At 63.6% G+C, this 12670-nt stretch carries 17 protein-coding genes and 1 tRNA gene; 13 read left to right on the top strand and 5 right to left on the bottom strand.

All coding sequences use genetic code 11. The features are described from left to right. Positions 1-37 precede the first annotated feature (37 nt). From ACOYW5_RS13215 to ACOYW5_RS13180, 8 genes are all read left to right on the top strand, one after another. Positions 38-955, top strand: coding sequence for a substrate-binding domain-containing protein (locus tag ACOYW5_RS13215; protein WP_423069463.1), 918 nt, complete (start codon positions 38-40; stop codon positions 953-955). Positions 956-1075: 120 nt separating this feature from the next. Next, on the top strand, positions 1076-2080 hold the full coding sequence (locus ACOYW5_RS13210) for an ABC transporter permease (protein WP_423065352.1): 1005 nt from the start codon (positions 1076-1078) through the stop codon (positions 2078-2080). Beyond that, complete coding sequence (locus ACOYW5_RS13205; RefSeq protein ID WP_423065351.1) at positions 2080-2898, top strand: ATP-binding cassette domain-containing protein; 819 nt, start codon at positions 2080-2082, stop codon at positions 2896-2898. Before ACOYW5_RS13210 ends, ACOYW5_RS13205 begins: the two co-directional genes overlap by 1 nt. Next, positions 2898-3800 carry a sugar phosphate isomerase/epimerase family protein gene (locus ACOYW5_RS13200; RefSeq protein ID WP_423065350.1) on the top strand — a complete coding sequence of 301 codons (903 nt, stop codon included), beginning with the start codon at positions 2898-2900 and terminating at the stop codon, positions 3798-3800. Before ACOYW5_RS13205 ends, ACOYW5_RS13200 begins: the two co-directional genes overlap by 1 nt. 6 nt (positions 3801-3806) lie before the next feature. Beyond that, positions 3807-4982, top strand: coding sequence for a Gfo/Idh/MocA family protein (locus tag ACOYW5_RS13195; RefSeq protein ID WP_423065349.1), 1176 nt, complete (start codon positions 3807-3809; stop codon positions 4980-4982). 55 nt (positions 4983-5037) lie between these two features. After that, positions 5038-5979: a sugar phosphate isomerase/epimerase family protein gene (locus ACOYW5_RS13190; RefSeq protein WP_423065348.1), complete on the top strand. Its 942-nt coding sequence runs from the start codon at positions 5038-5040 to the stop codon at positions 5977-5979. A gap of 23 nt (positions 5980-6002) precedes the next feature. Continuing rightward, complete coding sequence (locus ACOYW5_RS13185) at positions 6003-6938, top strand: TIM barrel protein (RefSeq protein ID WP_423065347.1); 936 nt, start codon at positions 6003-6005, stop codon at positions 6936-6938. Between the two features lie 11 nt (positions 6939-6949). Beyond that, entirely contained in the window at positions 6950-7156 is a 207-nt protein-coding gene (locus ACOYW5_RS13180; protein WP_423065346.1) for a LacI family DNA-binding transcriptional regulator, read from the top strand. 161 nt (positions 7157-7317) lie between these two features. Here ACOYW5_RS13180 and ACOYW5_RS13175 read toward each other — a convergent pair whose 3' ends face one another. Then, a complete protein-coding gene (locus ACOYW5_RS13175) occupies positions 7318-8202 on the bottom strand; it encodes a LysR family transcriptional regulator (RefSeq protein WP_423065345.1) in 885 nt (294 codons plus the stop codon). Between the two features lie 118 nt (positions 8203-8320). On the opposite strand from ACOYW5_RS13175, the gene ACOYW5_RS13170 reads away from it, so the two are divergent. Together ACOYW5_RS13170 and ACOYW5_RS13165 are read left to right on the top strand one after the other, a co-directional pair. After that, positions 8321-8782, top strand: coding sequence for a VOC family protein (locus ACOYW5_RS13170; protein WP_423065344.1), 462 nt, complete (start codon positions 8321-8323; stop codon positions 8780-8782). A 65-nt stretch (positions 8783-8847) separates the two neighbouring features. After that, positions 8848-9258, top strand: coding sequence for an SDR family NAD(P)-dependent oxidoreductase (locus ACOYW5_RS13165; RefSeq protein ID WP_423065343.1), 411 nt, complete (start codon positions 8848-8850; stop codon positions 9256-9258). Between the two features lie 349 nt (positions 9259-9607). Here the strand turns inward: ACOYW5_RS13165 and ACOYW5_RS13160 are convergent. Further along, positions 9608-9697: transfer RNA gene (locus tag ACOYW5_RS13160), tRNA-Ser, on the bottom strand. A gap of 218 nt (positions 9698-9915) precedes the next feature. Between ACOYW5_RS13160 and ACOYW5_RS13155 the strand changes: the two genes are divergently transcribed. The 3 genes from ACOYW5_RS13155 to ACOYW5_RS13145 all read left to right on the top strand — a co-directional run bounded on the left by ACOYW5_RS13155 (position 9916) and on the right by ACOYW5_RS13145 (position 10922). After that, positions 9916-10239, top strand: coding sequence for a hypothetical protein (locus ACOYW5_RS13155; protein WP_423065342.1), 324 nt, complete (start codon positions 9916-9918; stop codon positions 10237-10239). A gap of 8 nt (positions 10240-10247) precedes the next feature. Next, complete coding sequence (locus tag ACOYW5_RS13150; RefSeq protein WP_423065341.1) at positions 10248-10592, top strand: MmcQ/YjbR family DNA-binding protein; 345 nt, start codon at positions 10248-10250, stop codon at positions 10590-10592. 63 nt (positions 10593-10655) lie between these two features. Then, entirely contained in the window at positions 10656-10922 is a 267-nt protein-coding gene (locus ACOYW5_RS13145; protein WP_423065340.1) for a hypothetical protein, read from the top strand. Positions 10923-10973: 51 nt separating this feature from the next. Here the strand turns inward: ACOYW5_RS13145 and ACOYW5_RS13140 are convergent, their stop codons facing one another. The 3 genes from ACOYW5_RS13140 to ACOYW5_RS13130 all read right to left on the bottom strand — a co-directional run bounded on the left by ACOYW5_RS13140 (position 10974) and on the right by ACOYW5_RS13130 (position 12616). Beyond that, positions 10974-11609 carry a peroxiredoxin gene (locus ACOYW5_RS13140; RefSeq protein ID WP_423065339.1) on the bottom strand — a complete coding sequence of 212 codons (636 nt, stop codon included), beginning with the start codon at positions 11607-11609 and terminating at the stop codon, positions 10974-10976. A 178-nt stretch (positions 11610-11787) separates the two neighbouring features. Beyond that, positions 11788-11976, bottom strand: coding sequence for a hypothetical protein (locus tag ACOYW5_RS13135; RefSeq protein WP_423065338.1), 189 nt, complete (start codon positions 11974-11976; stop codon positions 11788-11790). A 97-nt stretch (positions 11977-12073) separates the two neighbouring features. Then, positions 12074-12616: a CreA family protein gene (locus tag ACOYW5_RS13130; protein ID WP_423065337.1), complete on the bottom strand. Its 543-nt coding sequence runs from the start codon at positions 12614-12616 to the stop codon at positions 12074-12076. Positions 12617-12670: the final 54 nt, after the last annotated feature.

Genomic DNA, 12670 nt, shown 5'->3' with positions numbered 1-12670 from the left:
GAAGTATCTTCTTACGGCACTGGTAGCGGCGTCGCTGATGGCCTCGAGCGCCATGGCGGCGAACATCGCGGTCGTCGGCGGATCGAACGACGATGCGTTCTGGAACATCATCAAGAAGGGCCTCGACGACGCGACGCCGGGGATCGTGGCCAATGGCGGGTCGGTAAACTACCTGCGCCTCGTGAACTACGACAACTTTGCGCCTGACGTGGTGCAGCTGATTCGCACTGCAATCTCGATGGACGTCGATGGCCTCGTGATCCCGAACTGGGTGACGGAAGCCGAGGACCCGGCAATCAAGGACGCCGTGGCGGCCGGCATCAAAGTGATCCTGATGAACGCCGGCGGGGCCGACAAGGCGCGCGAACTTGGCGCCATCAACTATGTCGGTTCGGACGAGTATGTGGCCGGTGTCGCCGGCGGTGAGTACTTCGCCGAGCATGGCCAGAAGAACGTGCTGTGCATCAACACGCTGCCGGGCACTGCCAACATCGAAGCACGCTGCAAGGGCGTGATCGACGGCATCACCGCCAAGGGCGGCAAGGGTGCGCAACTGCCGCTGCCCTCGACCTCCTTCGGCGATGCCACTGCCGTTGCCGAAGCTATCAAGGCGACGCTGCTACAGGATGAAACCATCGACGGTGTGATCACCATTTCTGCCGGCGACGCAGACTCGGCGGCCATCGGCATCAGCCAGGCCGACAAGACAGCGACCACCATGCTTGGCACTTTCGACCTGAACCAGGCAGGCCTCGACCGCGTCAAGGGCGGCACGCAGCTGTTCGCCATCGACCAGCAGCCCTATCTTCAGGGCTTCCTCGCAACGACGTTGCTGGCTTCCGCCATCGACTTCGGCACCGATCTGCCCACCTTCCCGGTACTGACCGGTCCGGGCATCGTCGATGCGTCGAACATCGATGCGACGCTGGCGGGCGTATCGAGGGGCGCGCGCTGATCCCGCGCTAAGACCCCGGGCTCGCAGCCAGGGTGCGGCGGGTACTCTCGTCGAAGTGCGACGGGGCGCGTTGCCCCGTCCAGCTCACGACACATGTGTTCTTGAATTTGGGAGAGTCCCATGAACCGTAGCTTCTCGCTGGGCGGGCTGCTGCGCCGGCCCGAGGCGGGCGCCCTGTTGGGCCTCGTGGCCGTGCTGATCTTTTTCTCGATCTTCGGCGGGACGTCTTTCCTCAAGATTGCCGGGATGTCGAGCTGGCTAAACGTGGCGGCAACGCTGGGTGTCATCGCGATTCCAGTCGGCCTGCTCATGATCGCGGGCGAGCTCGATATCTCGGTGGGCGCGATGGTCCCCGCCGGCGCGATGACGGTGTCGATAATCTCCGGGCATTTCGGCCTGCCGATCTGGGTCGGCGTTGCCGCGACGCTGGGCTTCGGCGTGCTTGTGGGCTTGATCAACGGCCTGATGGTGGTGCGGACGGCGGTGCCCTCCCTCATCGTTACGCTGGGCAGCCTGTTTGCCGTTCAAGGCATGGTGCTGGGCCTGTCGGTCTTCATCACCAAGTCCACCAGTGTCGCGCTCAAGACCGAGGGCCTCGCAAAAATGCTGTTCGGCGACTTCGTCTTCGGCCAGCTGCAGGTGATGGTCATCTGGTGGCTCGTGGCCACCGCGGCCTACGTCTATTTCATCCACTTCTCGAAGTTCGGGAACTGGGTCTTCGCCATGGGTGGCGACAAGGTCTCGGCGCGCAATGCGGGCATTCCGACCGAGCGGCTGACCATCACCCTGTTCGTCCTGTCGTCCACCAGCGCCGCCTTTGTCGGGATGTGCCAGGCGATCCTCTACAATTCTGCGCAGGTCGCGGGCGGCCAGTCCTTCATCTTCAACTCGATCATCTCGGTCGTCGTCGGCGGCGTGCTGCTGACCGGCGGGTTCGGCTCGGTGATCGGCATCTTCTTCGGCACCATCACCTTCGCCATCGTGACCCAGGGCATCTACTACACCGACTTCGACCGCAACTGGTCGAGCCTGATCATCGGCGTGCTGCTGCTGCTGGCCGTGCTGATGAACAACACCTTCCGCCGGGCCGCGCTCTCCTACGCACCGAAGAAGGGGAGCAAGTGATGGCTAAGCCGATCCTGCAGCTCAAAAACATCAGCAAGCATTTCGGTCCGATCGACGTGCTGCACGACATCTCGCTGGAGGTGAACGCGGGCGAAGTGCTGTGCCTGTTGGGCGACAACGGCGCCGGCAAATCGACCGTTATCAAGACCCTCGCGGGAGTGTTCAAGCCCAGCTTCGGCACCATCGAGATGGACGGCGAGGTGGTCGAATTCACCGGGCCGCGCGATGCCGCCAACCGCGGTATCGCGACAGTGCACCAGTTCGGCGGAACGTTTCCGCTGATGAGCATCGGCCGCTCGTTCTTTGTCGGGGTGGAGCCGACGCGGAAGTTCGGCCCGTTCAATATCTACGATCGACGGACCGCCAACGAAATCGCCGTCAAGGCGGTCCGCGAGTTCGGCATCACGCGCATCGACGACGGGGACCGTCTGGTGGGCGGCTTGTCAGGTGGCGAGCGCCAGGCGCTGGCCATCGCCCGCGCCGTGCATTTCGGTGCCCGCGTCCTGATCCTCGACGAACCGACGGCTGCGCTGGGCGTGAAGGAAGCGGCGCACGTGCTGCGCATCGTGCTTCAGGCCCGCAAGCGCGGGCTCGCCGTGATCTTCATCACGCATAACGTCATTCACGCGATGACGGTGGGCGATCACTTCGCCGTCCTCATCCGGGGCGCCAAGGCGGCGGATTTCCGCAAGGGCGAAATGACCCGCGAGCAGATCACCGACCTGATGGCCGGCGGCGAGGCGATGGCCGAGCTGGAGGCTGAAATCAACAGCCACGCGGCGGGTCAAACTGACGAAACCAGAGCAGAGGTAACTTGATGAAGATCGCACTTGATCCGTTCATGCACCGGCACCTGTCGCTGGAGGAACTTCCGGCAAAGGTGAAGGAGCTTGGCTACGACTGGATTGAGCTCTCGCCCCGTGGAGATTTCCTTGAGTGGTTCAAGGCGCCACGCGTCTTTCCGGAGCGGGTGAAGTCCTTCAAGCGCGCGCTCAAGGAGCAGCAGGTCGGCATTGCCTCGCTGCTGCCCATGTACCGCTGGGCCTCCAATGACGAGGATGAGCGGCAGGCCGCGGTTCGCCACTGGAAGCGCGCGATCGAGATCGCCGTCGAGATGGAAGTGGACACCATGAACTCCGAGTTCGGCCGCGGGCCGCACCCGGACAAGGGTTCCTGCTACTGCTGCCACACCGGCTCGATGATCGAAACCTGTGAGGATGCTTGGTGGCGCTCGATGGAGGAACTGGTGCCACTGCTCGAGAAGGAGGGGGTCACCCTCCACATCGAGCCGCATCCCGAGGACTGGGTGGAAACGCTGCAGCCGGCGGTCGACATTATCCGCACGGTCAATTCCAAAAGCGTCAAGTTCCTCTACTGCGCTCCGCACACCTTCCATTTTGGCGACGACACCAAGGCGATGTTGCGCGAGTGCGCCGACGTCCTCGCGCATGTTCACGTGGGCGACACGTTCAATCACAAGGCCAGCTCGGGGTTGCGCTACATCCTCAACCCGCCCGGCACCCAGGCACGGGTGCACCAGCACCTCAACATCGGCCAGGGCGAAGTGCCGTGGGACGACTTCTTCGGCACGCTCGGCGAGATCGGCTTCGACGGCATCATGACCGCCTGCGTCTTTGCCTGGGAAGACAAGGCCGACCACTCCGGCAAGTTCATGCGTGCCGAAATGCAACGCTACATCGACAAGTACTGGAACAAATAACTAGCTATGCTCAAAGGCGAAAAACTCATTGAACGCCCCCTGCGCTGGGGCATGGTCGGCGGCGGGCGCACCAGCCAGGTCGGCTACAAGCACCGCACCGGCGCGCTGCGCGACAACACGGCCTACGAATTCGTCTGCGGCGCCTTCGACGTCGATGCAGCGCGCGGCCGCGACTTCGGTACGGCCATCGGACTCGATGGCGACCGTTGCTATGCGGACTACAAGACCATGATCGCCAAGGAGGCCAAGCGCTCCGACGGCGTTGAGGTGGTCTCCATCGCCACCCCGAACTTCTCGCACTTCGAGATCACCAAGGCCTGCCTCGAAGCGGGACTGCACGTGATCTGCGAGAAGCCTCTCTTCTTTACCGTCGCCGAGTGCGACGAGATCGAGAAGCTGGCTCGGGACAAGGGCCTGATCGTCGGTGTCACCTATGGCTTCACCGGCCACCCGCTGGTCCACCAGATGGCGGCGATGGTCAACAAGGGCATGCTGGGCGAGATCCGCATCGTCGACCTGCAATACACCCACGGCTTCAACGCTGGCGACGACACAAACGCCTCGGAAGCCCAGAAATGGCGCACCAACCCCAAGACCTCCGGGCCGACATTCGTTCTGGGCGATATCGGCACGCACCTCTACTACCTCTCCGAGATCGTGCTGCCGCACCTCAAGATCGAGAAGCTGCTTTGCGACCGCAAAGCGTTCATCCCGACCCGTGCGCCGCTCGAGGACCATGCCACGGTGTTGATGCACTACGACAATGGGGCCCGCGGCCGGCTCTGGGTGTCGTCCGTAAATGCCGGGAACATGGGCAGCCAGCGCTATCGCTTCGTTGGCTCGAACGCCTCGATCGAATGGTCCGACAGCCACCCGGACCAGTTGATCTATGAAGTGCAGGGCGAGCCGAACCGTATCCTGCACCACGGCATGCCCTATCTCGAACCCGAGAGCCTCGCCGTCGACCGCATGGGGGCGCTCCACACCGAAGGGCTCGGCGACAGCTGGGCCAACATCTACCTGTGGATCGCGCAGGCGATCGACGCCCGCAACCGCGGCGACGACGCGTTCCTCGCCACCCATCACTACCCAGGCATCAAGGCCGGCACCGAAGGCGTGCGCTGGCTCGAGAACTGTGTGCGCTCCGCCGACGCCGGCTCGGCCTGGGTCGATTTCCGCTAACCCCTTCTCCCCCTAGGGCGCGCTCCGGCGCGCCCCTTCTTTGGACAGAACGACGATGAAACTCTCTATCTGCACCGACGTCATGGGCGGCCTACCGTTCATCCAGATGCTCGACAAGTGTGTGGCATTGGGCGTCGAAGGCGTCGAAATGACCGGCGGCGGCTGGTCGCCGGCGCCGCACTTCCGCGCCGGGGAACTGCTCGCCGACGGGGCGCTGCTCAAGTCGAAGCTGAAGGAGATCGAGGCTCGCGGCCTCCATATCGCCGCGCTGAACTGTTCGGCCAATCCCCTCGATCCGGGCGAGATGGGCAAGCGCCATCGCAAGGAGATGGAGGACACCATCCGCCTCGCGGGCGCCATCGGCGTCAAGACGGTCGTGACCATGTCAGGCCTGCCCGAGGCCGCCCCCGGCGACATGGTGCCGAATTGGCTCGTCTACACCAAGTCCTGGCCCGATGAGATGCCGGAACGCGACCGCTACCAGTGGGAAGAGCGCGCCTTCCCGCTCTGGCATGACCTCGTCAGGCTGGCCGACGAGGTCGGCGTCGCGAAGTACGCGCTCGAGAACTTCTCCGCCATGCTGGTGTGGAACCCGGAGACCCTGTTCCGGCTCCGCAACGCCGTAGGTCCCAAGGTCGGCATGAACCTCGACCCGAGCCACCTGATGTGGATGGGAGCCGATCCGATCGCCTCCGCCCGGGCGCTCGGGAACGCCATCCATCATTGCCATGGCAAGGACACCCGCATCGAGCGCGGGCGGGCGGATGTCGACGGGCTGCTCGAACTTCGCGAGGTGACGGATGTGGCTAACCGCACCTGGAACTACGTCGCGGTTGGCGCCGGGCACGACCTGCAGTGGTGGAAGGAGTTCTTCTCCGTCGTCCGCATGCAGGGCTATGACGGCTGGGTGAGCCTCGAGATGGAGGACTTCACCATGTCTGTCGAGGCCGGCATCCAGTCTTCGGTCGATGCCCTCAAGGCGACGATCAGCCGCTGAGATCGGGAGCACGAGGCAAGCGCATGAGCGTTCCCATTACCATCACCTGCGCCCCGTGCTGCTGGGGCGTAGACGACGTCAAGAACCCGCATCTGCCCGCATGGGAGCACGTGCTGGACGAAGCACGCACCGCGGGCTTCGACGGGCTGGAACTCGGCCCCTACGGCTACCTGCCGCTGGACGTGGATCGGGTTTCAGCGGCGCTGGACCAACGCAAGCTCCGCATCGTCGCCGGCACGATCTTCGATAATCTCGTCGATCCCCGGAACCGCGACAACCTGCTGCGCCAGACCGAGGAAATCTCCGCCCTCATCACCCGCCTGCCCAAGCCCGCCGGCCATCCCCACCAGCGCTTCGAGGCGCCCTATCTCACCGTCATGGACTGGGGTCACGTGGCGCGGGACTACGCGGCGGGGCATTCCGACCAGGCGGTTCGCCTCGACGACGCGGCCTGGGCTGGCATGGTCGGAAACATCCGGGCCATCGCCGAGCGCGCGAGGGACGGCTTCGGCGTCCGTGCCGTCATTCACCCGCATGCTGGCGGCCACATCGAGTTCGCCGACGAGATCGAGCGGATCGTCGAGGACATCCCCGCCGAGATTGCCGGCCTCTGCATCGACACCGGCCACACCGCCTATGCTGGGATGGATCCCGTCGAGACGCTCCGTCGCTATTGGGACCGCATCGACTATATCCACTTCAAGGACATCGATCCGGTCGTGTTTGACGAGGTGATGCAAGAGCACATCCACTTCTTCGACGCCTGCGCCAAAGGCGTGATGTGTCCCATCGGCCGCGGATCGATCGACTACGCCGCGGTCTATGAGCTGCTCAGGTCGCGGGGCTACGCGGGCTACGTCACCATCGAACAGGAACGCGACCCGCGAAACGCCGGCAGCATCCTCAAGGATCTGGCAGCGAGCCGGAGCTTTCTCCGGGAAGTCGGATTTGCCAACTAGGAGAGCGACGGATGTTTGAACCCGCCCTCGGTATCGAGCGTCTCGGAACCATCAAGGAGATCTCGACCCTCGCCGGCGTCGCGGAGAGCACGGTACACCGCGCCCTGAAGGGCCAGCACAACGTCAGCAAGCGAGCCCGCGGGCTAGTGATCTCCGCCGTCTGGGAGATCAACGCCCGAAAAATCCGCTTGGTCGAGCGTGTGGACCGCGATCTCTAGCCGATCACCTTGACGCCGTCCGCGGCGCCGCCAAGGTCTGCGTAATTGCGCAACGCAGACCGCGGGGGTATTTCGTGGAGCGAACGTCCGCTATTGGCGCCAAGCGGATGCTGGCCAATGTCCGCATTTGGCCCAAAGCAGTAATTCGTGACGGCTGCAACCTACACGCGCATAGCCTCGATGACAGCGCGTAAGCTGGCGGACATGTTTCGCCGGCTTGGATAATAGAGGTACAACCAATCCTCCGGTTGGCACCAGGCTTCAAGGCACTGGATCAAGCTTCCATCCGCGAGGGCCGCAGCGGCGCGCTGTTCCCACACGTAGCCAAGTCCCACACCGCCTTGGGCCGCGTGGACGATGAGCTCGTGGTCGTCGAGCGCAAGCGGGCCGGTGGGCCAGTAGTCGATGGCCTCACCGTCCTTGCGAAACTCCCACGCGAAGCGATTGCCGTTCGGGAAGATGTTTTGGATGCCGACATGATCCTTGAGGTCGTGCGGCGTTTCCGGGATGGCCCGGCGCGCGAAGTAGTCAGGCGACCCGACCACGATGAGGCGCAGGCGCGGGTTGATGCGGACGGCGACCATGCCTTCGCGCAAGCTCTCACCCAATCTGATACCGGCGTCGAATCCTTCCTCGGCGATATCGACCAGCCGATCGGTTGCGACAACCTCAATTTCGAGATCGGGATTGGCTGCCGTGAGCGGTCCTAGCATCGGTCCCACAACGAACGGTGCGATCGAGTTAGGGACATTGAGGCGCACTTTGCCGAAGGGGGTGTCGCGAAACTGATTGAGGCTGTCGAGGGCCGCCCCCATGCCGTCGAAGGCGGGAAGGAGCTGAGCGTGCAACCGGCCGCCGGCATCGGTGAGCGAGACGCTACGGGTTGTCCGGTTCAGCAGTCGGATGCCGATCCTTTCTTCGAGGTTGCTGACGGCATGGCTAATCGCCGACGCCGTGACACCGCGTTCCTCGCCGGCTTTGCGAAAGCTGCGGTGACGGGCGACGGCCTCGAAGGCTGCCAGTTCTGATAGGTCGCTCGCTCTCATTACTGAGCATGGTTCAGCATTGTCAGGATCATTGCAAGGCTAATCAGAGCACCCGATCCGGCTCAATCTCTTCTCAACGACGGCAATGCCGCCGGCGCCGCAAACCGAGGAGAAAGAAATGACCAACTTCACCATTCCTGCCCGCAACACGGCTTCTGCCTTCGCCGATATGCGCGGTCACCATGTCGCGCTCCGCGTGACCGACTTCGCCAAGGCCAAGGCCTGGTACATCGAGAAGCTCGACTTCCGAGTCGTCCACGAGTGGCCCTATGCCGACGAAGAGCTCGCCTACATGGCGCCCGCGAACGACGACAACTTCATGATCGAGCTGCTGGGTGGCGGAGACCCGCTGCCGAAGGACAAGCCGTCCTACACTGATCTCGGGGACAGCCTCGGCTATGCAGGCTACCACCACTTCTGCATCAACGTCGCCGACATGAACAAGACGGTGGCCGAACTCAAGGCGCGCGGCGTGACCATCGTCACCGAGCCCTTCCAGCTGGACGCCATCAGCCGCAAGCTCGCCTTCTTCGCCGATCCGTTCGGCAACCTGATCGAACTCGCCGAAATCGTCGGCTGACGCGGCCGGGGGGCGGCGGATAACGCCGCCCCTCCGATTAATCCGCCCGACATAGGATACCGATCATGCCCAAGACCTGGTTCATCACTGGGTGCTCGACAGGCCTTGGCCGCGCCATTGCCCAGCACCTCATCTCGCTCGGCCACAATGTGGCTATCACCGCTCGCAATCCGGCACAGATTGCCGACCTCGTCGTCGATCACCCGCAGACCTCCATGGCGATCAAGCTGGACGTCACCGACCAGTCGCAGATCGATCAGGCGCTTGCCATGGCGACGATGCGCTTCGGCGCCATCGACGTGCTCGTGAACAATGCCGGCGTCAGTTATTTCGGCGCCTTCGAGGACAGCGATCCTGACGCGGTCCGCGCGATGTTCGACCTCAACGTCTGGGGTCCTGTCAACATGCCACGCGCTGCTCTGCCCGCGATGCGTCGGCGCCGGTCATCGTCAACATCTCCTCGATCGGTGGGCTGAGAGCTTTTCCGGGGTGCGAGCTGGGCGCCCCTAGACTGTTCTATCGCGACCACCGGGGGCCTCCGATTAATGCGCCGGAAAGGCGCATGGACGATGGCTGCACTCAACCGAGCGCGGCTTAACTGCGGCCCGAAGGCCAAAATCCATCCATCCACCGTCGACGTCAGAGGCTGGTCGACGCAAGGCACGTTGCCATGGTCATGATGGACGGGCAAGCACACACTCAGACGACGCCCGAAACGTGGGGACTTGCGTGAAATTTCCAATCAGCGTTGGCGGGGTACATGGCGGGTAGCCATGACGATCCGCAGCGATGCTGTAGGAAAATCAATGCGTTAAGATGAGAAAATGGCGGAGAGAAAGGGATTCGAACCCTTGAGACGGTTCCCCGCCTACACACTTTCCAGGCGTGCGCCTTCGACCACTCGGCCATCTCTCCGCTGCTTGCAGCGGCCGGGTTGGGCCCGGAGTCTGCTGTCCGGGGCGTGAGCCTGCCGGAGCGGGCGCAATATACCCATCGAGGCCCGGACCGCAAGTCAGATAAGGTGCCTCTCGGAACATGTCTTGTGGCCTGGCCCGAACGCGTGGCAGAAGGGGCGCGCGGGAAACATTGCGACACGGGGCCGAGGGCGCGGCACCCCGCGTGGACGGACTTGGATGCGGCTCTTCCTGAGAGTGCTGGGTACCTGGTTGCTCGGCGTGGCACTGATCCTGCTGATCATCGACGGCACGCGCTCACTCGGCGCCAGCCAGCTCGTTTTTACATCCTTTGCCGACAACTGGGCCTGGCTGAACGCCGATAGCCTTGCGGCAGTGCGCGCCTTCGTTGCGGGGCGGTTTTTTGGCCTCGTGCTCGAGCCGGTGACCGAGTTCATCTTTGCCTGCCCGGGCTGGGCCGTGCTGGCGGTACCTGGTGCGCTGCTGGCCTGGGCGGGCCGGTCACGCAAGACGCGGCTCTTCGTCCGCCACGACCAAATCTAGGCCACGCGATGAGCCTCCACCACCGCGACGACTATCGCCAGTTCATCGGGACGCTGCCGGCCGCGACGCTCGGTGAGCAGTGGGAAGCGCTGGTCGCCAAGGTCGGCGGCAAGGTGTTCTGTCTTTTGGGCGACGACGGCGGCGTCCTTGTCTTCAAGGTGAGTGAGATCGCCTTCGACGGGCTGGTTGAAATCGACGGCATCGAACAGGCTGCTTACTTCGCCAAGCGCCAGTGGGTTCGCGTTACCCGGGGCGCCCTCGATGCAGAGCTGCTCGCTGGTTACATCCGTGAGTCGCACCGGCTGATTGCGGGCAAGTTGACGCGCAAGCTGCGGGCCGAGCTGGGCCTCTGAAGCCTCGTTGACTTCATCAGTCACCCGTCCTTAACCTTCCCGCAACCACGGGAGGGGGCGAGTATGGTTGCGGGACTTCTCTACATTGCCGGATTGATTGCGGCGCTGGTGACTCTGATGATGGTCGGCTTCGCTGCGCCTGAGCTGATCCAGAATTTCACCGGCCGGCTCAACGCTCCCGGGAGCGACGTGATTGGCGCTGTCGTCGATCTGGCGCGCAGCCTCAACTGGGCCGTGCTTCCGTTTGTCGGTGGCCTGGTGCTGATGGCGCTCGGCCGCATCACCATGCTGCTCGGCTCGATCGACCGGGCGCTTCGCGGCAACCCATAAGCAAACAGGCGGCCCATAGGACCGCCTGTTGCATTCAGATGTGTCGTTGGATCAGGCGCGCGGCTGCGGCACGATGCGCAGGTAGGGCTTCGGCGCCTTCCAGCCGTCCGGATACTTTTCACGCGCGGCTTCGTCGGAGACCGCGGCGACGATGATCACATCCTCGCCGTTCTTCCAGTTCACAGGTGTTGCCACCTGGTGCTTGGCGGTCAGCTGAAGGCTGTCGATGACGCGAATGATCTCGTCGAAGTTCCGCCCGGTGGAGGCCGGGTACTCGATCTTGAGTTTCACCTTCTTGTCCGGCCCGATTACAAACAGCGACCGCACGGTCAGGCTGTCATTCGCATTGGGGTGGATCATGTCGTACTTGGTGGCGATCTCGCGATCGACGTCCGAGATCAGCGGGAAGTTGAGCGTTGCGCCCTGCGTCTCGGCAATGTCGGCAGCCCAGCCGGCATGGTTCTCGAGCCTGTCGACCGAAAGGCCCAGCACCTTGACGCCACGCTTGTCGAATTCCGGCTTCAGCTTGGCGGTGTAGCCCAGTTCGGTCGTGCAGACCGGGGTGAAATTCTTGGGATGCGAGAACAGGACCGCCCAGCTGCCGTCGATGTAGTCGTGGAACTTAATGCGGCCTTCGGTGGTCTCAGCCTCGAAGTCGGGCGCGACGTCGCCGATGAGAATTGCCATGGTGAACTCCTTGTTGCGGTCGTTGCCGCGCTCGGCGCTATGCGCCGGGATGCACAATATCGAATGCTAGCGCACCGATTGCGACAGGACGGGATGAAAACTTTTTGTGCTTTGCCGTCAAGGCGAAGCAACCGCTTGCGCGATGTTGCGGGGTGCCGGCAATGAGGCCGCTGACGGGCTAGATCAAGCCGAGCGAGAGACCGTTCTGCAACGCTACCGCGTAAGCCATCGGGGTAAGTGCGACGGCCAGCGACATTGCCTGGCTCAGGCGCGCGATCCGCGCCACGAGGAACATCGCGACGATGATTACGACGTAGGCGAACAGCACGGCAGCGTTCTGCTGGAGGATCTCTAGCGCTTGCGGCATGGCCGGTCTCCCGGGCGAAGTCGCCCAGGCGAAATGCTTGGGGCAGCCATGTTGCTGCCCCCTTGCCGCGATCGATCGCGTTTGATCGGCATTTGAGCTAGATGCCGCCCGCCGCCGTGCCCGCCGGCGCCTGCTGCACGCCGGCCGGCGCGCCGTTGGTCCACGTCACGTCGAGGCCGTTGAGCGGCACGACCGACAACGACATCTTGCCCGAGCCCTGCTGCAGTTCGCGGGCGTGGGCGAGGTAGACGAGCGAATTGTTCTCGGCATCGTATATGCGCGAGACGCGGAGGCTCTTCCAGATCAGCGAGCGGGACTGCTGGAAGATCTCCTCGCCGCCCTTGTTGGTGTTGATCTTGCCCACCGTGATCGGGCCCGAAGCGGTGCAGTCGACCGCCGAATAGGACGGATCCTCGAACCAGTTGCCCTGCTGCAGCCGGTCGATCAGCGAGCGGTTGAAATAGGCGACATGGCAAACGACGCCCTTAACCTGCGGATCGGCTACGGCCTCGACGCTGATGTCGTTGCCGGTCCAGTCGACGCCGACGCTCCCGACATTGGTCGAGTTGTTGTTGCCGCACGCCGCGAGGGCGCCGGTGAGGACGAGGGCGAGGCCGAGGGAGGCGAGGCGCTTGATCATCAGATCGGAATCCCGGGTTGGCGTTGCGACGGCGGTGATGTGGGGACCCTAAGT

Source organism: Devosia sp. CN2-171 (assembly GCF_049354815.1).
Lineage (GTDB): Bacteria > Pseudomonadota > Alphaproteobacteria > Rhizobiales > Devosiaceae > Devosia_A.
This window is presented reverse-complemented; position numbering and strand designations above follow the sequence as displayed.